This window comes from Rhizobium sp. WSM4643 (assembly GCF_025152745.1).
GTDB lineage: Bacteria > Pseudomonadota > Alphaproteobacteria > Rhizobiales > Rhizobiaceae > Rhizobium > Rhizobium leguminosarum_I.
In genome coordinates, this window is the sequence record NZ_CP104040.1 from 2587567 (window position 1) to 2610960 (window position 23394).

The 23394-nt window shown below is 60.8% G+C and carries 24 protein-coding genes; 4 read left to right on the forward strand and 20 right to left on the reverse strand.

Features of this window, described 5'->3' with window-relative positions; genetic code table 11:
* Positions 1 to 3 precede the first annotated feature (3 nt).
* The 7 genes from N1937_RS13070 to N1937_RS13100 form a co-directional block, all read right to left on the reverse strand.
* The gene (locus N1937_RS13070) at positions 4 to 1143 is read right to left on the reverse strand and encodes an ABC transporter permease (RefSeq protein WP_260056334.1); all 1140 of its coding nucleotides are present in this window, start codon (positions 1141 to 1143) and stop codon (positions 4 to 6) included.
* Complete coding sequence (locus N1937_RS13075; RefSeq protein ID WP_260056335.1) at positions 1140 to 1844, reverse strand: ABC transporter ATP-binding protein; 705 nt, start codon at positions 1842 to 1844, stop codon at positions 1140 to 1142. Before N1937_RS13075 ends, N1937_RS13070 begins: the two co-directional genes overlap by 4 nt.
* Positions 1841 to 3052, reverse strand: coding sequence for an efflux RND transporter periplasmic adaptor subunit (locus tag N1937_RS13080; protein ID WP_260056336.1), 1212 nt, complete (start codon positions 3050 to 3052; stop codon positions 1841 to 1843). Before N1937_RS13080 ends, N1937_RS13075 begins: the two co-directional genes overlap by 4 nt.
* Positions 3053 to 3475: 423 nt before the next feature.
* The gene (locus tag N1937_RS13085) at positions 3476 to 4420 is read right to left on the reverse strand and encodes an ADP-ribosylglycohydrolase family protein (protein ID WP_020486098.1); all 945 of its coding nucleotides are present in this window, start codon (positions 4418 to 4420) and stop codon (positions 3476 to 3478) included.
* Positions 4421 to 4500: 80 nt separating this feature from the next.
* Positions 4501 to 4845 carry a hypothetical protein gene (locus N1937_RS13090; protein ID WP_260056337.1) on the reverse strand — a complete coding sequence of 115 codons (345 nt, stop codon included), beginning with the start codon at positions 4843 to 4845 and terminating at the stop codon, positions 4501 to 4503.
* 113 nt (positions 4846 to 4958) lie between these two features.
* Positions 4959 to 6011 carry a helix-turn-helix domain-containing protein gene (locus tag N1937_RS13095; RefSeq protein WP_170262347.1) on the reverse strand — a complete coding sequence of 351 codons (1053 nt, stop codon included), beginning with the start codon at positions 6009 to 6011 and terminating at the stop codon, positions 4959 to 4961.
* A 262-nt stretch (positions 6012 to 6273) separates the two neighbouring features.
* Positions 6274 to 7254 (reverse strand): SDR family oxidoreductase, encoded by a 981-nt coding sequence (locus N1937_RS13100; RefSeq protein WP_260056338.1) that lies wholly within the window; start codon positions 7252 to 7254, stop codon positions 6274 to 6276.
* 264 nt (positions 7255 to 7518) lie between these two features.
* Between N1937_RS13100 and N1937_RS13105 the strand changes: the two genes are divergently transcribed.
* Positions 7519 to 7695: a hypothetical protein gene (locus tag N1937_RS13105; protein ID WP_260056339.1), complete on the forward strand. Its 177-nt coding sequence runs from the start codon at positions 7519 to 7521 to the stop codon at positions 7693 to 7695.
* Positions 7696 to 7703: 8 nt separating this feature from the next.
* On the forward strand, positions 7704 to 8078 hold the full coding sequence (locus tag N1937_RS13110; RefSeq protein ID WP_260056340.1) for a VOC family protein: 375 nt from the start codon (positions 7704 to 7706) through the stop codon (positions 8076 to 8078).
* A gap of 40 nt (positions 8079 to 8118) precedes the next feature.
* Here N1937_RS13110 and N1937_RS13115 read toward each other — a convergent pair whose 3' ends face one another.
* The 3 genes from N1937_RS13115 to N1937_RS13125 all read right to left on the reverse strand — a co-directional run bounded on the left by N1937_RS13115 (position 8119) and on the right by N1937_RS13125 (position 11126).
* The gene (locus tag N1937_RS13115; RefSeq protein ID WP_260056341.1) at positions 8119 to 8700 is read right to left on the reverse strand and encodes a dienelactone hydrolase family protein; all 582 of its coding nucleotides are present in this window, start codon (positions 8698 to 8700) and stop codon (positions 8119 to 8121) included.
* Positions 8701 to 8902: 202 nt separating this feature from the next.
* Positions 8903 to 10423 carry an FAD-dependent monooxygenase gene (locus N1937_RS13120; RefSeq protein ID WP_260056342.1) on the reverse strand — a complete coding sequence of 507 codons (1521 nt, stop codon included), beginning with the start codon at positions 10421 to 10423 and terminating at the stop codon, positions 8903 to 8905.
* 277 nt (positions 10424 to 10700) lie between these two features.
* Positions 10701 to 11126: a pyridoxamine 5'-phosphate oxidase family protein gene (locus N1937_RS13125; RefSeq protein WP_260056343.1), complete on the reverse strand. Its 426-nt coding sequence runs from the start codon at positions 11124 to 11126 to the stop codon at positions 10701 to 10703.
* 294 nt (positions 11127 to 11420) lie between these two features.
* Here N1937_RS13125 and N1937_RS13130 point away from each other — a divergent pair, with 294 nt between their 5' ends.
* A complete protein-coding gene (locus N1937_RS13130) occupies positions 11421 to 12056 on the forward strand; it encodes a cysteine hydrolase family protein (protein WP_260056344.1) in 636 nt (211 codons plus the stop codon).
* Between the two features lie 132 nt (positions 12057 to 12188).
* Here the strand turns inward: N1937_RS13130 and N1937_RS13135 are convergent, their stop codons facing one another.
* From N1937_RS13135 to N1937_RS13150, 4 genes are all read right to left on the reverse strand, one after another.
* Positions 12189 to 12974 (reverse strand): ATP-grasp domain-containing protein, encoded by a 786-nt coding sequence (locus N1937_RS13135; protein WP_260056345.1) that lies wholly within the window; start codon positions 12972 to 12974, stop codon positions 12189 to 12191.
* 75 nt (positions 12975 to 13049) lie between these two features.
* A complete protein-coding gene (locus N1937_RS13140; protein ID WP_260056346.1) occupies positions 13050 to 15038 on the reverse strand; it encodes a primary-amine oxidase in 1989 nt (662 codons plus the stop codon).
* A 76-nt stretch (positions 15039 to 15114) separates the two neighbouring features.
* Positions 15115 to 15288, reverse strand: coding sequence for a hypothetical protein (locus tag N1937_RS13145; RefSeq protein ID WP_260056347.1), 174 nt, complete (start codon positions 15286 to 15288; stop codon positions 15115 to 15117).
* Entirely contained in the window at positions 15285 to 16736 is a 1452-nt protein-coding gene (locus N1937_RS13150) for an APC family permease (protein ID WP_260056348.1), read from the reverse strand. The genes N1937_RS13145 and N1937_RS13150 overlap by 4 nt, the downstream gene beginning before the upstream one ends.
* 121 nt (positions 16737 to 16857) lie before the next feature.
* On the opposite strand from N1937_RS13150, the gene N1937_RS13155 reads away from it, so the two are divergent.
* Complete coding sequence (locus tag N1937_RS13155; RefSeq protein WP_260056349.1) at positions 16858 to 17895, forward strand: AraC family transcriptional regulator; 1038 nt, start codon at positions 16858 to 16860, stop codon at positions 17893 to 17895.
* Between the two features lie 192 nt (positions 17896 to 18087).
* On the opposite strand, the gene N1937_RS13160 is transcribed toward N1937_RS13155, so the two are convergent.
* The 6 genes from N1937_RS13160 to N1937_RS13185 all read right to left on the reverse strand — a co-directional run bounded on the left by N1937_RS13160 (position 18088) and on the right by N1937_RS13185 (position 23327).
* Positions 18088 to 18816, reverse strand: coding sequence for a molybdate ABC transporter substrate-binding protein (locus N1937_RS13160; RefSeq protein WP_170262337.1), 729 nt, complete (start codon positions 18814 to 18816; stop codon positions 18088 to 18090).
* A 43-nt stretch (positions 18817 to 18859) separates the two neighbouring features.
* Entirely contained in the window at positions 18860 to 19225 is a 366-nt protein-coding gene (locus N1937_RS13165; protein WP_017964866.1) for a cytochrome C oxidase subunit IV family protein, read from the reverse strand.
* Positions 19226 to 19232: 7 nt separating this feature from the next.
* Positions 19233 to 19952, reverse strand: a complete 720-nt coding sequence (locus N1937_RS13170; RefSeq protein WP_170276504.1) for a heme-copper oxidase subunit III family protein — start codon at positions 19950 to 19952, stop codon at positions 19233 to 19235.
* Positions 19953 to 19963: 11 nt separating this feature from the next.
* Complete coding sequence (locus N1937_RS13175; protein ID WP_170276503.1) at positions 19964 to 20677, reverse strand: cytochrome c oxidase subunit 3; 714 nt, start codon at positions 20675 to 20677, stop codon at positions 19964 to 19966.
* The gene (gene ctaD / locus N1937_RS13180; protein WP_222384081.1) at positions 20674 to 22443 is read right to left on the reverse strand and encodes a cytochrome c oxidase subunit I; all 1770 of its coding nucleotides are present in this window, start codon (positions 22441 to 22443) and stop codon (positions 20674 to 20676) included. The genes N1937_RS13175 and ctaD overlap by 4 nt, the downstream gene beginning before the upstream one ends.
* 65 nt (positions 22444 to 22508) lie before the next feature.
* Complete coding sequence (locus tag N1937_RS13185) at positions 22509 to 23327, reverse strand: cytochrome c oxidase subunit II (RefSeq protein ID WP_017964870.1); 819 nt, start codon at positions 23325 to 23327, stop codon at positions 22509 to 22511.
* Positions 23328 to 23394 lie beyond the last annotated feature (67 nt).

Sequence of the window (23394 nt, forward strand, 5' to 3'; positions counted from 1 at the left end):
GGACTATCTCGATCTGAAGGCGTTGACGATGGGCAGGCGCATTGCATTGGCGGCGGGCAACAGCCCGGTCAGGAGGCCGAGACCGGCGATGATGGCGACGGATTTCAGCAGCGCGGACCAGGTGAAGGCGAGGCCGAATTCCGGCCCGGCAAACAGCGTCGCGAGCTTGGCGAGAACGAGCCCGCCAGCCCCGCCGACGGCGAAGACGAACAGTGTCTCGCCGAGGATCAGTGCCATAATCCGCCGGCTGGAAAAGCCGAGCACCTTCATGAGGCCGATCTCGAAGCTGCGCTCCCTCACGGCAAAGAGCATGGTGTTGACCACAATCATCAGGATGGTCACGAAGGCGGCGCCAACGACGAGGCTGACGATCAGGCCGATATCGGCGAACTGCCGCAAGAAAGCCTCGAGGAACTGCTTTTCCGATAGAGTGCGCGTCGGTGCCGCCGAATTGGCAAACAGCGCGTCGATCCTTGCCGCCAGCACGCCGGATGAAACGCCCGGTCGCGGTCGCACCACGAAGCCATCGACTGTATCCTTGCCGCGCGCGCGCGCCGCATTGACGGCATCATAGCGGGCGATCATGAAATAGGTGTCGGTGCTGGCGTCGGCCCCTTCGAAGATGCCGGCGATCTCAAAACTCCAGTTGCGGCTGCCGTCTTCCCGTGTCAGGTGGCTGGTGATCCCGATGCGCTGGCCGACCGACCAGCCCTGCGCCTCCGCCAGCGCCCGGCCGACCAGCACCCGGTCACGGCCCTCTTCCAGCGCTGATATCAGTTGCGGCGTCAGCCCGAGCTCGTCGCCATTGGCTGCGGCGATCAATCGTGGATCGACCGCGCTCGTCATCACGACATTCTTCTCGACATCGACGAAGCCCCGCATGCGCGTCATGTAGGCGACGGCGGCGACATCGCTATCGGCGGCGATCCTGTTGAGATAGCCAAGCGGCAGCGGCTGCGCCCGCCCCGATCTGTTGAAGACGCCGAGCAGCGTATCGCTCGCCCCGGCCGCCCCTTGCGAGCCGCTGAGGAAGCTCGCCGTCAGCCCATAGATCAGGAAAGCGACGCCGACCGAGAACATCAGAAGCGTGGCCCTGAGCGGCTTGCGCCATGCATTGCGGCGCATCAGCTGGAAGAAGGTCATTGGGCCAACCTTTCCTGCTCGACGAATTCGCCCTTGTTGAGATGCAGCGTGCGCCGGGCGAAGGAGGCAGCCTCGGGATCATGCGTGACCATGATGATGGTCTTCTGAAGCTCGCGATTGAGAAAGCCCAGCATATCGAGGATATCGTTGGCCGATTTCCGGTCGAGATCGCCGGTCGGTTCGTCGCAGAGCAAGAGTTCGGGATCGCCGACGATGGCGCGGGCGATGCCGACGCGCTGCTGCTGCCCGCCGGACATGCTGAATGGAAACTGCCGCTGCCGCCCCGAAAGCCCGACGAGATCCATGACGGTTTCGACCCGCGCCCGCCGCTCCTTCCGCTTGAGCGGCTTCAACAGCAGCGGCAACTCGATATTCTCGCCCGCATTCAGCATCGGCAGCAGATTGTAGAATTGGAAGACGATGCCCATGCTGTGTGCCCGCCAGGCGGCTCTGGCGCCTTCGCCCATCTGCTCGAGATGGCTGCGGCCGACCCTGATCTCCCCTGCGTCGGGGCTATCGATGCCGCCGAGCATGTTGAGCAGTGTCGATTTCCCCGAGCCTGACGGGCCCATGACGGCGACGAAATCGCCGCGTGCTATCGAAAGGTCGAGTCCGGAAAAGATCGGGATCGTTTCCGCGCCGATCTTGAATGCCTTCCTGACGCCGCGAAGCGCGATATAGGGTTCTTGAGTGTCGGTCATCGCTTTGCTCCTTGCTGATGGTCTGTGGTATCCCCGGCCTGCGGCCGAAAGGTCTTAGGTCCGCCCGTCTGTGCGCCGGTGCCCGGGGGATGAGAGGCTGTGGGAACAGACGTTGCGGTCTTACCCACCACAAGGCGGATGCGCGCGGCCATGGCGGGGCGCATGTCTGACGGCGGCGAGGAGAGTGTCAGGCGAAGCGTCGCCGTCCCCTTCTCCCGCGAAATCATCGGCGCGATCTTCGATACTTCCACCGCAAAGGGCCGGTCGGGAAAGCCGTCGAGCACCGCCTCGCCACGCAAGCCTGGCCGCATCAACGCGATATTCGCCTCGGCCACATCGGCATCGATGACCATGGTGGCCATGTCGGCAATCGCAAGCAGGCTTTCATTTTCCCGCACGCTGTCCTCGCGCGACAGCACGGTGTCGCCGACGTGCGCGGTCAGCCGCGTGACGGTGCCTGATATCGGCGCCCGGATGGTCAGTGCTTCCACTTGCTCGCGCGCCCTGTCGATATCGAGATCGGCCTTGGCCACGTCCTGCCGTGCCTGCAGGACGGCATTTTCGGCAGTGTCGAACGCCGTCTTCGCCTCCTCCAACGTCTGCGCCGAGATCGCATCGCGCCCGGCAAGCCGCTCGGTGCGCGTGAGGGAAGACCGCGCCTGCGCCAATTCAATAGTCTTCGCCGTCAGCGCCAGCTCCGCCGATTGCCGGGCGATCTCGGCGCCTTGAAGCGCAAAGCGGGCGCCGGCATCATCGAGCCGCACCAGCACCTGCCCCGATACGACCCTGTCGCCCGCCTCAACCTCGACGGCAGCGATCCGACCTTCATATTTGGAGAAGACGGTGGCGATATCGGGGACCACGACGTAGCCGGAGCCGGTGACTTCCCGGGACGGCAATGCTCTGTTCGCCGGGGTATTGGAAGGCAGAGGCCGAATCGGACCGGCGGAGGGCACGTCTGTTCCATCGATGGATATTGCGACCTCGTCCTTGTCTATGAGACCCGCAAGCATGCGCTCCAGCGTATCGGGCCGATGGACAAACGCCACTGCCAGCGATGCGGTCGCGGCAAGGCCCAGCATTGCTCCGGGGATCACATGCCGCCGGACACGGGGCTCCGGCGGCTCTGTCTTGAACGGCGCAGGCTCGATCGAAAGTGATCTCAGCTTGGCGGCAAGGACTCGATCATGTTCTGATGTCGTGTTCATGATGCAAGCATCGCAGCTTCGACCGGGATCGCGACCTCGAACACGTTCCAGGCAGTTCTCGATCGCGATTTTGTACGCGGTGGCGCTAACCGAAAGCTCTGAGAACGCCACCTCTCCTCCGTAATTCCTGGGTGCGCGTCACAGGAATCTAGCCATGGCGCGTCCGCGCCGTGAATGACTCTTACCCAAACAGGAACGTCTTTTGCGCCCAAAGGCTTGGGCGCACTGGATCCCTGTGACGAGCACAGGGATGAGGGAGATCGGGGGAACAATCCGGCCAAATTTTCTGTCAGCGCACTGGAGAAAGGGCTTCAAGTACCCCGCTGCGGCTCGTTCCCGGAGAGAAGAGATATCTGGTAAAGTCGTGCCCACCAACGGCAGCTTATGGGCCTGAGCAGATAGTCAGTGGCGTTGCTAACCAGCTCACTTCAACAATTGGCTGGCCAGCTCAATGCAATCAACCGGCCAATAGAGTTCCGGCCTCGGATGCGCGACCTTCGGATTTCCCTCGTCAGGTCGGCAGGAAAGTATCGCTTCACGCCATTGGGCTGGAATTGCGCGCTCTCCATGAATGGCGCCGAGCAGCGCTCCGGAAATCGCCGCATTTGTATCGGTATCACCACCACATGAGACGGTATTCACGACGCCGTCCTCCAGGGAATTCGAATGCAGCAACTGAAAAATGGCATTCTGAAACGCGATCAGAACCCAGCCTTGCTGATTCAGGAAGTCTTTTGGCGGTCCCTTTTCGGCGTCGGCGATTGCATCATGGATGCTGGAAGCGACGCCAAGCTCATCGGACCATTTCCGGATCGCCTCATAGACCTCTCGAGGCGCCGGACCTCTAGCAATTGCGTAAGACAGCGCGCGGGCAAAGAGACTGTTGATATGCCGGCACACGAGATTTGGATGTGTGATGATGGCATCCTGTTCCGCCCATAACCCAACCTGTTCGGTTGGGAACTGAGATCCAAAAATGCCGAGAGGCGACACGCGCATCAGCGCGCCATTGGCCTGGCTTTGATGGTTGGGCTCGTAACGGATTCCGTTGTAAACAGTCGTGCCGATATCGAAAGGTTTGGAAGCCAGCCAAGCTTCATAGGCCTGCCGCGCAGAGTTCTGAACATAGGTTCCTTCCGCGACAATCGATCTGGCCAAAGCCAGCGCCATCTCGGAGTCATCGGTTGGTTGACCGGCAATGGTGTTCCATGTGCCGCCATCATGAATTTCGCGAACACCATTGGGATATTTCCGGCTTATTTCCTGGGGCGTCTGAAACTCCACAAGCGAGCCAAGTGCATCTCCCGCCAGTTGACCGAGAATACAGCCGATGGCCCGGGACGTCGTTGTATTATCTATGATTTTCATTCAGCCTCGGGGCGAACAGGGAAGCGCCTTTGATGCGATTATCGTGTTGAAAACTTCCGCAAATACGAGGCGGCATCGCTTTAGCGCCCGTAATAGGCCTTATATGCTGGAGAGGATGCAAAGACAGTCCCGTAATCCGGGTAGGCGATGCCCAAGAAAACGACTTGTATTTCTTCCATAGTTTTGTGGAAATCTTCAATACAGACGCCTGCGCATTGGATCATGCCGAATTCTGCCGAGCGCGCGGAAAGTGGCGCCTCCTTGTCGAACTCATTGTCATCACCGTCGATCACGTAGGGGTGGAGGCGCGGGTCATAGTCCGGCGTCGCCTCAAATAGTCCTGCCGCAACGCCCATCGGCGGATCGGCCGCCTCGAGATTGCCGTGCCCGATCACGATCCCCTTGTGCAGTATCTCGACTTTCATGGCCGCGCTCTAAACTCCGTGGCATAAATCTTCGATTCAGATTGTTCATCAGTATGATTATGTTGCCAATAGCGGAAGCGGCTTGGTGCTTGCAGATTTGCGGATAAAGCCCCTCACCGCTCTGCCTTCTTCTCCCGCCAGGCAACCGGCGTCATATCCGTCACTCGGCGGAATTCGCGGTTGAAATTGGACTTGGTCTGGAAGCCGACCTCGAACATCACCTCGGTCACCGATTTCTGGGTCACGGCAAGCAGCCGGCAGGCCTCGCCGATCCTGTAGTCATTGACATATTGCGAGACGTTCTTGTCCATCGCCCGGTTGATTGCCGCCGAGATCTGGCGGGCGGGAATTCCGGCCTTGCGGGCCAGGCGGTCGAGATTGAGATTGGCGTCGCGATAGAGCCTCTTTGCCTCCATCAGCGCATCAACCATGGCGATCGTCTCTTTATCCTCGGCCGTTTCGGGCTTCAGCGCCGCCTCCGCCGTCTCGGCGGGCGCCCGGCTTCGGCTGGCGGCGGCTGCCGCGATGCCGAGGATGCCGAGGACGGCGAGATTGCTGAGGCTGATCAGCGTCAGCGCATGCTCGCCATGCGCCCATGTGAAATCGAAAAAGACGAAGATATCAACCGAGGCCGAGAGGCACAGCGCCGCCGCCGCGAAGATGATTGCCCGATAGGCCGGCACCGCTCCCTCGAAGGGCGCAAGCCGAAGCGCATCCGCGCCCGGCCGCATCAGAAGCAGGATCGCCAGGGCATAACCGACGAAAACAAGCACCAGCGCGAGATCGATCACATCCCGCCAGACCACCATCAACAAGAGGATGACGGCAGCGGGCACGGCATGCAGCGTAATCCGCGCCGGCAGCGACCGCCGGCTCGTCCTCACCAGACTGGAAACCCCGGCATAGGCAAGCGGCGGCACCATCGCCGCGGTGACCGGCGCGATCACGCTCACCGCCTGCACCCCGTAGCCCCAGCGCAGGCCGGAGAGGACGGATTGCAGCACGGCAAGCAGGATCAGTGCCAGAAACGGCCGATTGGGCTGCGCCTCCTCGTCGCGCCTGAGAACGGTGACGAAGAGGATGAGCAGCAGAAGAGCAACGACGAAGGGAAGCGGAATGAACAGCATGGCCTGACAGGATCGGAGTGGAAAACAGTTGGCCATCATTGCCGAGATCCTCACCCGGCGCGACCTCCATCATGTTTTAGGACGCTTTTTAGGCAGGGATTTTTTGTGAACGGCATGCCGTGCCACCCTCACCGGCCCTCGGGTCGCCAGCCACAAGTCTCAATCGCCGATCGGGTCGGTATGATTGTCTTCCAGCCAATCCGACAGGCTGTCGAGATCGGCAACATCGCAAGTCCGGGTGATCAGCGCGGGCAGGACCGTCTGCGCCGGGTCTTTCGGAAAGTTGCTCTACGAGGACCTGCTAGCCGAGAGCGCTTTGCGCAGCGCAAATCCGATCGACCAAAGCATCGAGATCGCCCTTTGGCGGGCGGTTCTTGGCCAGGCGCTGCTTGAGATGCATGATCGGCTCCGCCAGAATTTCATCAAGGCTCTCGGCACACGTGAAATCGCCCGCCACGCTTTTGACCTTTGAATTGTCAAAGATCGCCGACCATGCCTTGTCGCCGAGCAACGGACCAACCCATTCCGGATTGTACTTGATCAAGGTGTCCGTCGGGACGTGGACGATCCTGGCCTCGACGCCTAACAATCTGGCGATCGTCTTTTGAATATCGTTCCAGATGTGGGCGCGGTCGGAGGTGATGTGGAAGATCTCGTTCAACGCCGCCGTTTTGCCGAAAAGCCCGACGAAGGGCACTGCGAAATCAACCGAGCGTGTCAGCGTCCAGGGTGTATGGCCATCGCCCGCCACGATGGTGGGCTCGCCATCCAGCATGCGTCTCGCCATGACATCGCTATCGCCCATCATGATGGGCAGGCCGGTGCGAACGGTGTGACTGGGACGGACGATGGTCCAGGCGAGATTCTCGGAATTCTTGAGCAGCATCTCGCAGGCAATCTTGTCCTGGCTATAGCGCCAATAGGGGTTGATCGCCGGTGTCTGCTCGGTAATCACATAATGGCGCGGCGGCTTTTCATAGACCGAGGCCGAAGAGATGAAGATGTACTGGCCGCAGTGCCCCGCAAACACATCGATGTCACGCGCGATCTGATCGGGTGTAAAGGCAATGAACTGGCACACGACGTCGTAATTGGCCTTGGCCAAGTCCGCATAGGCCGGTGCCGCGAGGTCGCCGACAATCGCGGTAACCCCCGCAGGCAATGGGTCGCCTCTCAAGCTGCGGTTATAGACGCTGACATGGTGGCCCTGAGCCACAGCGCGCTCGACGCATGGATATGAAATCTGGCCGGTACCGCCAACGAAAAGAATTCTCAAAGCCATATGAAAGACCTCGGGGTCGGATGTGACGGGATATGCGGTCAGTCTTCATAGCGCGAAAGAAATTGGTCGTCTCCCGCAAAAGCACGTGCACCGGCTCACGTCGTTTGGCCGACCAGCCCACTTAACCAACCTCGTGATATTCCGCATATCCCGATCGGTCGACGTCAGGTTCGGCCGCAACAGCATTGCCGATACCGCAAAGATCGCTATCTCAAGCCTATCGCGCCGCTTCTGTTTGAGATCAGTACAAGACGGAGGTTCTCTTTGAAGGATTATCTGCCCTATGCAGCCGGGGCGCTGGCAGGACTATTGGTCGCCTTCCCCCTGTCTGGCCTGTTGGCGCTGACGGAGACACCGCAGCTCATGCTTTTCGCATTGCTGCCGGCCATCGGCGGCGCGGTCGTTGAACGCGTTTGCCGTCGCCGGCCCAACAATTCTTGAAGGATTCCATGGCAAGGCTGAAAGAAATCGTCATCGATTGCGACATTCCCTCGCGCGTCGCCCGGTTCTGGGCGGAGGCGCTCGATGGCTACGACGTGATGCCATACGACGACGAAGAACTGGCCCGCCTGGCCGCTCTCGGATTGACACCCGAGACTGACCCGACCGTGATGGTCGAAGGTCCTGGAGCCCGCCTTTGCTTCCACCTTCGTCAGGGGGAGCGCCCGGCCCGCAACCGCCTGCATCTCGATATTGCCACCCCCGATCGGGCCAGCGAGGTAGAACGGCTTTTATCCCTCGGAGCGAGCTTCGCCCGGGAAGCAGATGGCTACACGGTCTTGAATGATCCCGAAGGCAACAATTTCTGCGTGGCGTCCGAATAATCCGTTCCGGGCCGACCGGATCTCCCGCGGAATATCTGGATCACACACGATTCAGGAACTCGATCACGCGGAGGGTGAGCAGCGCGGTCGCATCCGCATCATAGGACGGCAGCGAGCTGTCGGCAAAGTAGTGCTGATCACCGGGGTACAGGAAAAGCTCCGCGTCTTCGACCGTCTCCACGATCTCGCGGGCGGCATCGATGTCGCCCTCGCCGACGAAAATCGGGTCGTTGTCCATGCCGTGAATCTGCACCGCGACACCACCCGGCCAGGGTCCGAAGGCCCACTCGCCGCTGATCGGCAGGCAGGAATAAAAGAGCAGAGCCCCGCGGGCGCCCGGCCGTGTCTGCGCCAGCTTCTGCGCCGGCAGCACACCGAAGGAGAACCCGGCATAGACGAGCCCGGCAGGCAATTCGTCGGCGAGGCGCGCGCCGCGCTCCCGCATGGCGTCGAATCCGATCTCGCAGATATAGGCGATCCCCGATTCGATGCTTGGGAATGTGCGCCCGTCAAACAGATCAGGCGTGTGCACGATGTGACCGGCTGCCCTGATATCGTCGGCAAACGAGCGCACACCCGGAGTCAGCCCCTGTGCGTGATGGAACAACAGGATCTCAGCCATACGGAGCCTCCGGGCGGGACGGTCGGGCGCATCGCCACTCTACAGCGTCGCCGCCTTGCCGGGAAGAGTGCGGATACGTTGCGAAGCAACGTCTGCAAACCCGCCGAAAACCGATAGCGGGAAACCTCCGTGACGCTCTACCGGACTGATAAGGCTGAAGAACCTTTCCGAGACCTGCACATCGATTGCTCCATTCATAGTTTCAGGTTTTGCCGAACCACCGCGATGCAGCCTGCGCGGCTTCCTCATTGTCAGGCACAGCCTCACCAGCCCACGCCACAAAGCCGTCGGGGCGAACGAGCAGCGCGCTCAGCCCCATCCGATCCCTCGCATCGCCTGCAACATAGGTGATCCCATTCCAGCGGCCTGCCAGTGCTTGCAGCGGTGCGCCGGCGTCAAAGCCCAAAAGCAGGCCCTTGCCCTCCCTGAGATGATCGCCGAGCTTCCTTCCGTCGGCCAGCTCGAAGTCCGGAGCGCTGCGGCCGACCAGCGGGTGACTGCCGCCGAGATCGTAGCGGAGAGACACACCCCAGACGCGCTCGGCGAAGTATGTCGCGCCGTCGCGCGTGTCGATCAGATCGCGGATGATGGCTTCGAGCGCGCGCGAACTCCGGCTTGGCCGCATCAGCGCGACCTGGGCGCGCGACCAGTCGAGAACCTGGGCTCCAACTGGATGCCGTTCGCAGAAGTAGCTGTCGAGCAGGCCCTCCGGCGCATCGCCGCGGATCGTCGCTGCAAGCTTCCATCCAAGATTCATCGCGTCGCCGAGCCCGAGGTTCAGGCCCTGGCCGCCCAAGGGGGAATGGATGTGCGCGGCGTCGCCCGCAAGCAGCACCCTGCCCTTGCGGTAAGCCGTCGCCTGATAGGCGCGATCCGTCCAGGTGGTGGCAAGCTCGAGGCCCGTCAGCGTGACATCGGTGCCGGAGATATGCCGCAACACCTGCTGCACATGCTCCGGCGTGATCGGCTGCGTTCGGTGAAACGCGCCGCCATCGAAATCGACCATCGCGATCGTGCCGGGCTTTTGGTAGGTATACATCCCCGTCGGCGTGTAGTGGCGGCCCGGGGCGAGTTTCTCCGGATCGGCCATCTCGAGTAGAACGGAATAGCCGGTGAACTCGGGATCGGTGCCAACGAATTCAAAGCCGCCTGCCCTGCGCACCATGCTGCGCCCGCCGTCACAGCCGATGAGCCACCGTCCGCGAAAGCTCTCACCACCGCCGCGAACGGTCACGCCTTCATCCGACTGGTCGAAACCGTCGACACCGAGCCCGCGCCGGATCTCCACACCCATCGCGCTTGCGCGCGCGGCCAGGATGGATTCAAGGCGCTCCATCTCGACCGCCATGCTGGTGCCGGCCGGACCTGGCAGACGATAGGGCCACTTCGAGGTGTCGATGGTGTCGTGGAAGAACTGAATGCCGGCGAAATGGCCGCCCGGGCGGCGCGGCTGTTGCATCCAATGCGCTGAAGTCGATTGATCTTTTTCGCGCTGCGGCGCCAAGATGTCATCCAGCAACCCGCGACGGTAGAAGGCTTCGATGGTCGGCGCGGAAAGGCCGCGCATGCCGAACGGCAGCCTTTTCAACGGCGAACGCGGGTCCTCGGCCTGCTCCAGCACCAACACCGAGAGGCCGGCCAGTTGCAGTTCGCAGGCGAGAAACAGACCGACAGGGCCGGCACCAGCAATCACAACATCATGAATCATGAGAAAATCGCGCATGAACTACTCCTTTATGGTCGTTCGACCGGAGCAGTTCGTCGTTTCGAGAACCACACGGACGAACGGTGGGACGCTTGAGCAGCGTCCGTGTTCGTCGTGGAGAACTCATGCACGAGGCAAGGAACAGAGCTTTCGTTTCCGAAAGGACTTGGGCCAACCACACCAAGTCATGCCTTTTCCGACATCGGCAACATAGCCGCCGGGCGATCGATCGGCAACAGAAGATATGCCTTTCTGAGGAAGGTTGGGGTAGAGCGTCAGTGCACGCCCGCGTGGCCTAAAAGCGGAGCTCTAAACCTTCGACAGGGTCTTTGGTGAAATCGGAATATCGTATCCAGCGAGGAACGACCTTAAACAACACGGCGCCCTTCTCGACAAACTCTCGCTCGACTGGAACGCTTTCAAGATGCGCCTTCTGGTATTCCTGCACGTCGGAGGCGGAAACCTTCATGGCATCGCCCTCATATTGCACCGTGATGTTCTTGTCCCAACCGACGACAAGTGCGACGCTTCCTCTATCCGACAGGTTTTCGAACTTGCGCGTCTGTTCGAAGGTATCGAACACGATTTCGAGGTTGTCACGCACCGAAAAGTCAATGACCGCAGCTTCAGGCTTGCCGTCCGCATGCGATGTCGCGATCACAGCCAGGGTGTGCCGGCGCAAGAACTCCAAGATCACTTTCTTGCCCTGAGCGTTATCCATGGCTGAAATCCCCGAGGTGACGTAGAGGGGTATCGAGAGCATGCGAACTCGATGCATGCTCATATCTGAAGCCTGACACAGCGCCGGAGCGAGTCAAGATGTGACGTCGGCTTCCCCTTCAGCCTGGAGGGTCGCGTATTCGTAGCCGCTCAGAGCGAACGAGAACCGGCATAGACTATGCCCGGCAGGCAGTTCGTCGCCGACAATGTCCACCTCGCCGCGGAAACGGTCACCTTCTGCTTGCCGGACGCAATTGATCTCCTCTACATAGGCAGGAAAAAGAGGAGGCCGAGCATGCATTCCATCGAACACCCCGGCAAGACGATCGGCGATTTCTGCCGGCCGGATCAAATGGCTCTCGTCGTCTATGACATGCAGATCGGCATCATGCGGCAAATGCCTGACGGGGCCGGCATCACCACCCGTGTCCTGTCGGTTCTGACCGCCGCGCGGGCATCGAACTTTCCCGTCATCTTCATGCGGCACATGTCGATGCCGCTCGCTCTGATGGGCGCCTTCCAGCGCCGTCAGGCCATGGCCTGGCAAAGGATCGACGATCCGGCCGCCATCAAGCCCTGGTTTCTCAGAGGAAGCGAAGGCTTCGAGATCGTCCCCGAACTTCAGCCGCGCTACGACGAGGCGGTGATCGACAAGATTACCTTTTCGGCTTTCGAAGGCACGCCTTTGTCGATCATTCTGCGCGATCTGGGTCTGACCAGCTTCGCCATTTGCGGTGTCGCCACCGAAATCGGCATCGAGCCGACGGTTCGCCACGGTGCCGACCTCGGGCTCGTGCCGCTCGTCATCAGCGACGCCTGCGGCGCCGGGCATGCCGAGGCCGCCGAGCGCTCATTCGCCAACATGGCCTTCATGGGAGATGCGCTGATCTGCCAGTCGGCCGATTTCATCGCGGCAGCCCGGCAGAGCTGACGCTCTCTCGACCTGCCGTGTGAGGCTTCGCGGCGAACGCGCGCGCACCCTTGGGTCAGCCCCTGTGTGTGATGAAACAACAAGACCCCAGCCATACGGAGCCGCCGGCGCCCTCGCCTCACCGAGAAGACGTCAATCGCGGGCGAGGCCGTCGATCGCCCTCGCCAATTTCACGAGATCTGCGGCGTAGAACCCGGCGGCGTTGAGACAATTCGTCTCGAGCAGCTTCAGCCCCTCCTCGGTCCGACAGATATCAATGACATAGGCTTGGGAGTAGCCGGGGTTGATATCAACCATGCGCTGCCCGAAATCCAGCGCATCAGCATCGATCTCGTGGCGGTGGACGACACGCGATCCGTCTTTGTAGAGCGAATAGGTGACGATCTGGCCGTCGACCACCCAGAGACGCCATTCGCTGCTGATGCGGACAGGCTCGGTCAGCATCAGCAGCGTGTCGTGACGAAGCGATCCGTTCGGGATTTCATCTTCGTCGAGCGCCAGTACCGTTTCCGCCATACGGATGATCTCGCCAGTCGATTTGACATTTCCGGGCTCCTCCTTGCTGTCGTCGACCGGGCGCAGGAACCAGTCCCTTCCGTCATCCGCCAGACACCGAGGGACATCCCGGAGTGTCAGGAACAGCGCATCAGCGCCGTTGAGAAGGTAAGGATGCCACACCTGTTCGTGAACGAAAGGACGCAGCTTGAAGACACCCGGCCGGTAACCGTTCGCCTCGGCGTTCTTCCACAGCGTGTAGGAGCCAAACATGATCACCGAACCCGGATCAGCGACGACCGGCTCAGGGATGAGCTCGCCGACGAACGGTACGACCTTGTGCCATGTGTAGGAGATTCCGAGCTGGTCGAGCGCATCGGCCAGCTTGTTGGTATCTTCGAACTGCTGGAGAAGCCACTGCATTCTGTTCCCTGCCTTTCTTACAATCCGTCGGACTACCAGAAAGCTATTTAAAAGGGAACAGCCGCAGCATTGCAGCTATGCGTGGCAGCAGGAACCATTTCCGGTGCCATCGGCCGAACGTTGCAGGCGATTGTCGACACTCTGGCTGTTTCCTTCCGGCGGCAGGTCCATGGCGATGTTGGATGCGAAGAAGCCGTTCGGTTTCAGCGTGAAGCCGGCATATTCCACGGGCATGATCGGAAAATCCTCGGGCTTGCAGACATGGGTATGGCCGAAGGAATGCCAGAGCACGATATCGGCATTCTCGATTTCGCGGTTCTGCTTGACGTAACTCGGCAGGCCGTCGCCGCCGGCATGCACGTTCGGATAATCGCCGCTCGCATATTTTTCCTTGGCATCGAAGGCCGTGACCCAGATGTGTTTCTTGGCGAAACCGCCGCGCTGGGCAACGGTCGAATCCGGCTGGGCAAGCATGACCGGCGACGGCATGACGACAATCTTGTAGCCCGGCGCCTTGCCGACGCTGTTCTCTATGTTGGTGTTGGAGACTTTCCAGTAACGGCCGGTCTCGCCATTGGCGAGTGCAGGCGAATCGAGTTCGCGCTTCAGTACACGGCTCCTGGTATCGAAGACATTGCCATAGGGATTGTCCTCACCCCAGGGACGCGGCGCGAACTCATGCTCGGTCACGGTATTGTCGCCGCCGTCGACATCCATGTGCAGGCGCGCATTGAAGAAATGCTGGTGCGTCGGACCGCCGAGATTGTCATCGACCATGCCGCCCCATGGATAGGTTTCTCCGGTCGCGACCGCCGCCGTCTGGATGATGCCGGTGAGCTTGGCTTCGAGCTGGATCGCGCCGTCCTGGTAGAGATACCAGTAAAAGCCGTAATCATAATTGCCGACGGTTGCGAAGAAGGAGATGACGAGGCGGCGCGAACGGCGCACTTCGAAAACACCGTTGCGGAATTCGTAATGCTTCCAGAGGATGCCGTAATCCTCCTCATGCATGCAGATGGCATTCTTCATGATGAAAGGCTGGCCGAAATCGTCCGCCGCCGGCACGTCGAAATAGTGAATATGGCCGAGGCAGTCGCAGCCGAGTTCGAGACAATTGGCCAGGCGTCCGAGACCATATTCGCCGGCATCGAAGGCGCTCTTCCAATAGTGGTTCGCTGTCGGATCGGCATAGGGCACGACCATTTCGGTGATACTGGCGCGAAAGACGACGGGTCTCAGCCTGCCCTGATCCCTGATGCCGAGTTCATGGAGAACGAGGCCCTCGCGCGGGGTGAAACCGACACGGAAACTCCAGTTCTGCCATTCGACTTTCCAGCCGTCGACAGTAAAGCTCGGCCCTTGCGGCTGAACGATATACAGCGGCGTGAGATCGGGCCGCGGTTCCGGGAAGGTTTCGCGGCCATAATTGCGCTTCTTCCTCGGAACCGGAATGATCTTCTCATCGTCGACGAGATCGACCACTCGGTTGGTGATCAGATCGACCACCGCCACCACGCCCTCGATCGGATGCGCGTAGCCGTTGTCACGGATATCCTCGCGCCAGTACGACACAGCGCGGACGATGCGCTTTCCCCTCTCGAATTCGCGGCCAAAATAGCCCGAGGAAAAAGGATCGATCTGGATGAGCGGAATATCCTCGTCGGTAATGCCGCGCTTCTTGACGGCAGCGATCCAGCGCGGATCGGATTTGACGGTGCCTTCAACGGTTTCGAACTCGCACAGCATGACCGGCGGCTGGCCATAAGGCAATTCATCGAGAGGCAGCCGGATATAGGAGGACACCGTGCCGGCAGTCAGGTCTACGATGCCCTCGAACGTTTCGCCATTGCTGATATCCAACGCCAGCATGAAGGCGAGGCGCGGCAGCCTGTCGCCCAAGCGATGGGCGGCAAGATCCGCCTTGGTCGGCTCCTCCAGCCGGGTTATCGGAAAGCGGAAGGTGGGTGCGAGTGTCTGCGTATCCTTGAGTATGGCAACGGCAGAAGCGATCTCGTCGAGGCTCAGAGGATCGAGCGGATGGGTGACTGCGACAACGGCGTCCATGGATATACCTCTTTGGTTTTGGGCCTCTTGGTTTCGGAAGAGACGACGCACCATGGCGCGTCGCTAGCTGCGGTGATCAGGATCGACCGGAGCAGATCTGCGTCTCGATCATCATCGTGCCTCGATGAATGCAGAACACTGAGCAGAAGGCGTGCGCCTCAATGGCAACCAGCAATGTTGCGCCGGCAAGGCTCGCGACCGCGAGAACGAGAAGGCGATCGACGGGTGCAAGTTCGAAAACGGCACTCATTCGAAGACCTTTCCAAGGGAGGCGTAGAGAGCGGGCTTGGATCTCTTGATCTGGACCGCAAACAGCGCGCCAAGAATGCCCACCAGCACCATGGCATAGGGGAAAGCCTTGACGATCGGGCTTTCACTGCCGGAAAGGAGTGAAAGATTGGAACTGACCAGCACCAGCGAACCAACGAGGCCGAGCAGCGCCAGCGCCGGAGCGATCATCGTGGTCCAGGCGCTATATCCGTTCGGCGTCTTGCGGAAGAACATGACGATCGCGACGGAGACCAGCACCTGCACCAGCAAGATACCGATACCTGCAAGCGCTGCCATCCACGAGAACACGACAGTGTAGGGGTCGGCGCCGAAGATGACGAATAGGGCAAGGACGATGGCCGCGATCAGACTTTGCAGCAGACCCGCAGTATAGGGTGAGCCATGCTTGCCGTGAACCTTGCCGAGCACCTGTGCGGCCAGGCCTTCACGGCCCAGGGCGAAGAAGTAGCGGTTGAGCGTATTGTGGAAGGACAGAATGCAGGCAAACAGGCTGGTGATCAGCAACACGTTCATCACCTGGCTCGACCATGCGCCGAGCACGGAATTGGCGGCGGCGAAGTAGAAGCTGTCAAGGCCGGCAGCAGCAGTGGCCTGCACCTTGCTTGGACCGTAGAATTGCACGATTGCCCAGGTGGAGAAGGCATAGAAGAGTGTGATGAGCAGCACCGCGACATAGGTGGCACGGGGAATGGTCTTTTCCGGATTTTCGGCTTCCTCGCCAAAAATGGCCGTAGCTTCGAAGCCGATGAACGAACCGATGACGAAGACCAGCGCCGCACCAAGGCCGGGCGCGAAGACCGACGATGGCATGAAGGAGGAGAAGCTGATGCCTTCCGGTCCGCCACCTGAAAAGACGATCGCAAGATCCAGAACCAGCAATATGGCGATTTCAGCAATCATGCAGACGCCGAGGATCGCGCCTGAGAAGGCGATGTTGCGCTGACCGCAGACCAGCACGACGACCAGTGCTGTGAAAGCCCAAGCCCACCAGGGCAGGACCAAACCGAGGGGCGCTATGGCATTGGCCATGAAGAAACCGAACAGGCCGTAGATGGCGATCTGAACCGCGCTATAGGTGACCAGCGCCATGAAGGCGCCACCCACGCCAGCCGGCTTGCCGATGCCATGGGTGATATAGGTGTAGAAAGCGCCTGCCCCGCCTACATGCCGGCTCATGGCGGTGAAGCCGACCGAGAAGAGCAGGTAAAGCAGGCCGGCGAGCACGAAAGCGCCGGGGACGCCGGCGCCATTGCCAAAAGCAAAGGCAGCCGGCGAAGCGCCGACGACGGCCGTGAGCGGCGCGGCCGCGGCAACGACGAAGAACACGATGTGGGCGAGGCCGACCGAGTTCCTGGCCAGACGACGCTCCGGCGATAATGGTGCGGGCATGCTTGCTTCCAGTGTCATGGAGAACCCCTCTTTGCTTGTTTGTTGCCAAGAAGGTAAGCGCGGCGATCTGGCCCCGAAATTGCAGTTTATGCCAATGAATCGATAATTCGCGCCACGACGGTCACCGGAGACGCTGAAAATGGCAGTTGCATCGCATTTGATCAGCCGCATGCCCACAGTTGCTTCAATTCGAGCCTCCGTCTTGATCCCGCTGGTGCAACAAATCGATAAAAGATCCGGGAAAACCGACCTCCTTCTCGCTTCGCACGGCATTTTGCGCTCGCAATTGGACGATCCCTACGCTGTCCTGCCCATGGCGCGTTATGTCGCGCTGTTCGAGGAGGCCGCGACGATAACCGGCGAACCGGCACTGGGAGCTCGCATGGGCACCGGGTTCAAGCCCGCCGACATCGGCCCCATCGGCATGCTCTTTGCGCTCTCGCCGACCATTCGCAGCGCTTTCGAACGGCTGTCGAAATATGTGAACGCGGTACAAGGCGCGACCAGTTCCGGCGTGTTCGAGGAAAATGGCGATTTTGTCTGGAGCTACCGGATCGTCGATCCAGCGATGTGGCCGCGCCGGCAGGACAGCGAATTCACGATCGCCGCCTCCTGTCAACTCGTCCGCTCGTGCTTCCGCCGTGGCTGGCGGCCGATCGAAATCCAACTCGAGCATCACGCCCCTCGCGACGCCGGTGTGCTGGAACGCATCTGTGGCGCGCGCATCCTGTTTGCCCAATCCGGCAACCGGATCGTCATGAACAGGGCGGAGGCTGATCGTGTGCACCGTGCGGAAGACAAAAGCCTGGTCGAGATCCTGGAGCGGCATATCGGCGATCTGGTCAACGAGCCAGCGGCCGGCGATATCGTCACGGAAAAGGTCCAGGCTCTGATCGGCATCTATCTCGGCCGCAAGCCGGTGACGGTCGCAACCCTTGCCGCCGAACTGAAGATGTCGCCGCGAAGCCTGCAGCGCCGGCTGTCGGAGGAAGGCGTGTCGCTTCGCGATCTCGTTCGCCAGCACCGCCAGACACTTGCCGCCCACTATCTCGGCGACCGACATGCCGCACCGATGTCCGAGATTGCCAGTGTGCTGGGTTATGCAGACAACACGGTGCTATGGCGTGCACTGCGATCCTGGGAAAAGAAGGGGAACGACCCATCTTCGACAGGTTGATCGAAGAAGCATGGCAACGGAGATCGCCCGATAGCTGCCCACGCCAGATCGCGGCATTCTCCAACGCGCCTCATCCTTGTACGTTGCGATCCAAAGGATCGCCTCGAAGGACACGCCGCAGCGCCGCTTCTTGCGCCATTGCATCTAACGCCGGAACACCTGCCTCGTCCTTCGAGGCCCCTTCGGGGCACCTCAGGATGAGGCTCTCTTGAGCGTTGCGCCTGCCCGGTGACGGCGCTCGACGCCCTTTGCCGCCAGGATGTCGTCGACGGCGGTTGACGTCAGAAATTCCGACAGTTGCTCGGCAGCGTCTGCGTCGGTTGAATCAGCGCTGATGCCGATGGCGAAGTCGATGTAACTTTGGAGTTCTGCCGGAAATTGACCCACAAGCATGACCTCGGGAGCAGCGGCGAGAATCGACGTCACGGGAACGACGCCCAACTCGGCCTCGCCACGGCCGATGGCCGCCGCTGTCTGCCCTCCTGATATGGCCACCAGCTTGGGCTTCACCTCATCGGCAATTCCCAGGCTTTCCAGCAAACCGGAGAAATAGCCGCCGCTGCTTCCTTCACTGGCGTAGGCGATTGATCTGGCGCTCTTCAACGCATGTTTGAATGCTCCCACCGACCCAATGTCGAGCGGCCGATTGCCTGCCTTGGCCGCTACCCCCATTGCGATCCGGCCGAACGCGACCTCGCTCCCCGCCTTGACTTTTCCCAAGGCGGTCAGATCCTCAACCAGGTTCGGATTGGTGATGACGAGGTCAAAAGCTTCCCCGGCTTCAATCTGCTTCTTGACGACAGGATTGAGCTCCCACTTTACCGCAACCGTGAATCCTGTGGCGGTTTCGAACCGGGATATGAGAGCAAGGACGGCAGGTCGGACCGCAATGGCGCCAAAGAGTCGGATTTCCTGAGTCATGACCGAAATCTGCCCCTGATCTATCGATCTAGTCCAACCGACCCTACGGCCCCGTCCCAAAGAACGCCACCCGCGTGAAAATCGTATAGTCCGCCTCCGACACCATCAGCGCCACGAACACCAGCACCAGCAGCGGCGGCAGAAGTATGGCGTAGACAAGCGCCAGCCGTTCCCAGGCCATGTGCATGAAGACGGCGACGATGAGGCCGGCCTTCAGCATCATGAAGAGCAGGATCAGCGTCCATCTCAGGTAGCTTTGGATGCCGAGATAATCGACCATGTAGGACGCCGCGCTGAGCACGAAGAGCAGGCCCCAGACGAAGAAGTAGAGCCCGATCGGGTGCTGCTGTCCGGTATGTGCCTGTGCATGCGCCGTTTGGACTTGTGCATGCGCCGTTGTCTCGCTCATGACGACCTCACCACAGATAGAAAAATGCGAAGATGAAGACCCAGACCAGGTCGACGAAGTGCCAATAGAGGCCCATGATCTCGACGGCCTCGTAGCGGCCTTTCCGGCTGGTGAAGAAGCCGCGCCGTTCCACGTCGAAATCGCCCCGCCAGACCTTGCGGGCGACGATGATGAGGAAGATGACGCCGATCGTGACATGGGTGCCGTGAAAGCCGGTGATCATGAAGAAAGTAGATCCGAACTGTGCCGCCCCCCACGGGTTTTCCCAGGGGCGCACCCCTTCGGTGATCAGCTTCGTCCATTCGAAGGCCTGCATGCTGACGAAGGTTGCGCCGAGAAGCGCTGTCAGCAGCATGAGGATCGCCGTCGTGCGGCGGTCGCGGCGATAGCCGAAATTGACCGCCATCGCCATGGTGCCGCTGCTCGAGATCAGCACGAAGGTCATGATCGCAATCAGGATCAGCGGCACGTCCTGGCCGCCGATATGGAGCGCAAAGACCTCGCTCGGATTGGGCCATGGAACGGGCGTCGACATGCGGGCGGTCATATAGGCGATCAGGAAACAGCCGAAGACGAAGGTGTCGCTCAAGAGAAAGATCCACATCATCGCCTTGCCCCAGGAGGCGGTCTTGAAGGCGCGCTGATCCGAGCTGAAATCGGCCGCGACACCGCGCAGACCGGCCGGCCTGAGGCCTGGCTCGCCGTGTGTCTCGATAGTCTGTGCCATCTGCAAAGCTCCTAATTCAGAAGGGTGCGGCAGAGATCGACGAAATCATTCGCCCAGCCGGCAAAGAGCGCGAAGAGCAGCAGCCAGACGGCGAGCATGAAATGCGAATAGATGGCGGAAAGATCGACGCTGAGGCGCAGCCTGTCCGGCGTGACGTCGGTTGAAAATGCCCTGACCGTCGTATGCGTGAGCACGGCGAGTCCGCCGAGGATATGCAGGCCGTGCAGGCCGGTCAGCATGTAGAAGAAGCTGTTGGCGGGGTTATCGGCCAGCACATAGCCGGCCGCCGTTAGCTCCCGCCATGCCTGGATCTGCCCGGCGAGAAAGAAGACGGCAAGGCCAAGTCCTGTCACGAGCGCCGGCCGCAGGCTTTCCATGCGGCCCTGCCCCGCCTCTCGTCTCGCCCATTGCAGCGCCGCACTGCTCAAGGCGAGTGCTGCGGTGTTCACCCAGAGCAGCCGGGGGATTGGCATGCCCCACCAATCGGCCGACGCCATACGCATGAAATAGGCGCTGACGGCAAGGCTGAAGACGGCGCCGACGACGCCGAGAAACACGAAGAGGCCGATCTTCACCGCCGGCGGCTGTTGCCGCTCAGTGCCGATATGATCCGGCATCTGCACCGACCCGGTTTCGAGCCAGGGCTTCGAGGTCAACCGCTGCCCGGAAAGCCACCAGATCATGATGGCGGCGATGGCGGCCAGGAAGATCAGCACGACGCTCATGCCGGAACCTCCCGGGTGATGCCGTCGCTTGCCGGCACATTCTGCGGAATGAAATCCTCGGTCGCCCCGGGCACGCTGTAGTCATAGGCCCAGCGGTAGACGACCGGCAGATCCTTGCCCCAGTTGCCGTGGGCGGGCGGCGTCTGCGGCGTCTGCCATTCGAGCGTCGTTGCCCGCCATGGATTGCCGCCGGCCTCCCTGCCCCGGAAAAGGCTCCAGACCAGATTGAACAGGAACACCATCTGCCCAGCCCCTACAACAAGCGCCATGACGGTGATGAAGATATTCAGCGTATGGGCCGAAGGCGGAACGAAGGCCGTTTCTCCCATCTCGAAATAGCGGCGCGGCACCCCGAGCAGGCCGAGATAATGCATCGGGAAGAAGATTGCATAGGTGCCGAGGAAGGTGATCCAGAAGTGGATCTGGCCGAGCACCTCGTCGAGCATGCGTCCCGTCACCTTCGGATACCAGTGATAGATGGCCCCGAAGATGACGAGGATCGGCGCCACCCCCATGACCATGTGGAAATGCGCGACGACGAACATCGTATCCGACAGCGGCACGTCGACGACGACGTTGCCGAGGAAGAGGCCGGTCAGGCCGCCATTGACGAAGGTGACGATGAAGGCGAGTGCAAAGAGCATGGGCAGCGTCAGGTGGATGTCGCCGCGCCAGAGCGTCAGCACCCAGTTATAGACCTTGATGGCCGTCGGAACGGCGATGATCAGCGTCGTGGTGGCGAAGAAGAAGCCGAAGGCCGGGTTCATGCCGCTGACATACATGTGGTGCGCCCAGACGACGAAGCTCAGCGCACCGATGATGACGATCGCCCAGACCATCATGCGATAGCCGAAGATATTCTTGCGCGCATGCGTGCTGATCAGATCCGAAACGATGCCGAAGGCCGGTAGAGCAACGATATAGACCTCGGGATGGCCGAAGAACCAGAACAGGTGCTGGAACAGGATTGGGCTGCCGCCGCCATGCTGCAGCTGCGTGCCCATCTCGACGATGGCGGGCATAAAGAAGCTGGTGCCGAGCACGCGGTCGAACAGCATCATGACGCAGGCGACGAAGAGGGCGGGAAAGGCAAGCAGCGCCATGACGGTGGCGGTGAAAATGCCCCAGACGGTAAGCGGCATCCGCATCAGCGTCATGCCGCGCGCCCGCCCCTGCAGCACCGTCACCACATAGTTCAGCCCGCCCATAGTGAAGCCGATGATGAAGACGATCAGAGAGGAGAGCATCAAGAGGATGCCCCAGTCCTTGCCGCCGGGTGTGCCTGACAGAACCGACTGCGGCGGATAAAGCGTCCAGCCGGCTCCTGTCGGGCCGCCGGGGGCGAAGAAGCCGGCAACGAGGATCAGCACCGCAAGCAGATAGATCCAGTAGCTCAGCATGTTCGCATAGGGAAACACCATGTCGCGGGCGCCGACCATCAGCGGAATGAGGTAATTGCCGAAGCCGCCGAGGAAGAGCGCGGTCAGGAGATAGATCACCATGATCATGCCGTGCATAGTGATGAACTGGTAATAGTGATCGGCATCGATGAAGGAGAGAGCGCCGGGAAAGGCGAGCTGAATCCGCATCAGCCATGAGAGCACCAGCGCCACCAGGCCGATCGAGATGGCGGTAATCGAATATTGCACGGCGATGATTTTCGCATCCTGGCTGAACACATATTTCGTCCACCAGCTATGTGGATGATAAAGCTCGACATCCTCGACTTCAGCGGATGGAATGCTGCCGGATGGAATCTCGACCATGATTTCTCTTCCCTTTCCCCGCCGGTTAACCGAACCGGCAAGCGATCTGTGACCGCTACGCCGGTTCAGTTTGCCGGCGGCGGTTCTCCCGATGACGCTGTCAACTGGGTGAATGTCTGCTGCTGCCCGAGCCAGGTCTGGTAGTCCGCATCCTCGTCGACGACGACGGTGCCGCGCATTTGCGGATGGCCGACGCCGCAGAGTTCGGCGCAGAGAATCTCGAAGGTCCCCGTCCGGGTCGGCGTGAACCAGAAATAGGTGATCATGCCGGGGATCATGTCCATCTTGGCGCGGAACTCCGGCACGTAGAAATCATGGAGCACATCGACCGAACGCAGCAAGATGTGCACCGACTTGCCGATCGGCAGATGCAGCTCGCCGCCCTCGATGATGACGTCGTCAAGGCCGCTTGCATCATTCTTGTCGAGGCCGAGCGGATTTTCGGGGGTGACGTCGCGCGTCTCGGCCCGGCCGAGCTTTCCGTCGGCACCGGGCAGCCGGAAGCTCCACTGCCACTGTTGGCTGACGACCTCGACCGATGCAGCATCTTTGGGCACCGTAATGAACTGGTTCCACACGATCAGGCCGGGGGCCAGCATCGCCGCAACGCCGACCGCCGTTCCCCCTCCCAGCAGCAATTCCAGCCTGCGGTTCTCGGGCTCGTAATGCGCCCGGTTGCCTGGCTTGTGCCGGAAGCGGAAGACGCAATAGGCCATGAACGAAACCACCGCCACGAAGACGATGCCGGTGATCCAGAAGGTGATGACGAGGGTGCTGTCGATATAGGTCCAGTTGGACGCAATCGGCGTCCACCACCACGGGCTCAGCACATGGAACAGCACGGAGCCGACGACAATCAGGACGAGGATCAGCACGACAGCCATGTCCGCTCCTCCTCGAGCAGTGACCCGTGAAACCGCATTCCGTAAAAAGTTCGTCTTTATTATCGCA

What these genes read in the sequence shown, in the direction of transcription:
- N1937_RS13130 (WP_260056344.1), top strand. Translation starts at nt 11,421, where the DNA reads ATGCATTCCATCGAACACCCCGGCAAGACGATCGGCGATTTCTGCCGG.
- N1937_RS13085 (WP_020486098.1), bottom strand. Translation starts at nt 4,420, where the DNA reads ATGAAAATCATAGATAATACAACGACGTCCCGGGCCATCGGCTGTATT.
- ctaD (WP_222384081.1), bottom strand. Translation starts at nt 22,443, where the DNA reads ATGGTCGAGATTCCATCCGGCAGCATTCCATCCGCTGAAGTCGAGGAT.
- N1937_RS13175 (WP_170276503.1), bottom strand. Translation starts at nt 20,677, where the DNA reads ATGAGCGTCGTGCTGATCTTCCTGGCCGCCATCGCCGCCATCATGATC.
- N1937_RS13075 (WP_260056335.1), bottom strand. Translation starts at nt 1,844, where the DNA reads ATGACCGACACTCAAGAACCCTATATCGCGCTTCGCGGCGTCAGGAAG.
- N1937_RS13150 (WP_260056348.1), bottom strand. Translation starts at nt 16,736, where the DNA reads ATGACACTGGAAGCAAGCATGCCCGCACCATTATCGCCGGAGCGTCGT.
- N1937_RS13170 (WP_170276504.1), bottom strand. Translation starts at nt 19,952, where the DNA reads ATGGCACAGACTATCGAGACACACGGCGAGCCAGGCCTCAGGCCGGCC.
- N1937_RS13090 (WP_260056337.1), bottom strand. Translation starts at nt 4,845, where the DNA reads ATGAAAGTCGAGATACTGCACAAGGGGATCGTGATCGGGCACGGCAAT.
- N1937_RS13160 (WP_170262337.1), bottom strand. Translation starts at nt 18,816, where the DNA reads ATGACTCAGGAAATCCGACTCTTTGGCGCCATTGCGGTCCGACCTGCC.
- N1937_RS13080 (WP_260056336.1), bottom strand. Translation starts at nt 3,052, where the DNA reads ATGAACACGACATCAGAACATGATCGAGTCCTTGCCGCCAAGCTGAGA.
- N1937_RS13115 (WP_260056341.1), bottom strand. Translation starts at nt 8,700, where the DNA reads ATGGCTGAGATCCTGTTGTTCCATCACGCACAGGGGCTGACTCCGGGT.
- N1937_RS13145 (WP_260056347.1), bottom strand. Translation starts at nt 15,288, where the DNA reads ATGAGTGCCGTTTTCGAACTTGCACCCGTCGATCGCCTTCTCGTTCTC.
- N1937_RS13095 (WP_170262347.1), bottom strand. Translation starts at nt 6,011, where the DNA reads ATGATGGCCAACTGTTTTCCACTCCGATCCTGTCAGGCCATGCTGTTC.
- N1937_RS13140 (WP_260056346.1), bottom strand. Translation starts at nt 15,038, where the DNA reads ATGGACGCCGTTGTCGCAGTCACCCATCCGCTCGATCCTCTGAGCCTC.
- N1937_RS13100 (WP_260056338.1), bottom strand. Translation starts at nt 7,254, where the DNA reads ATGGCTTTGAGAATTCTTTTCGTTGGCGGTACCGGCCAGATTTCATAT.
- N1937_RS13135 (WP_260056345.1), bottom strand. Translation starts at nt 12,974, where the DNA reads ATGCAGTGGCTTCTCCAGCAGTTCGAAGATACCAACAAGCTGGCCGAT.
- N1937_RS13120 (WP_260056342.1), bottom strand. Translation starts at nt 10,423, where the DNA reads ATGCGCGATTTTCTCATGATTCATGATGTTGTGATTGCTGGTGCCGGC.
- N1937_RS13070 (WP_260056334.1), bottom strand. Translation starts at nt 1,143, where the DNA reads ATGACCTTCTTCCAGCTGATGCGCCGCAATGCATGGCGCAAGCCGCTC.
- N1937_RS13165 (WP_017964866.1), bottom strand. Translation starts at nt 19,225, where the DNA reads ATGAGCGAGACAACGGCGCATGCACAAGTCCAAACGGCGCATGCACAG.
- N1937_RS13185 (WP_017964870.1), bottom strand. Translation starts at nt 23,327, where the DNA reads ATGGCTGTCGTGCTGATCCTCGTCCTGATTGTCGTCGGCTCCGTGCTG.
- N1937_RS13110 (WP_260056340.1), top strand. Translation starts at nt 7,704, where the DNA reads ATGGCAAGGCTGAAAGAAATCGTCATCGATTGCGACATTCCCTCGCGC.
- N1937_RS13155 (WP_260056349.1), top strand. Translation starts at nt 16,858, where the DNA reads ATGGCAGTTGCATCGCATTTGATCAGCCGCATGCCCACAGTTGCTTCA.
- N1937_RS13125 (WP_260056343.1), bottom strand. Translation starts at nt 11,126, where the DNA reads ATGGATAACGCTCAGGGCAAGAAAGTGATCTTGGAGTTCTTGCGCCGG.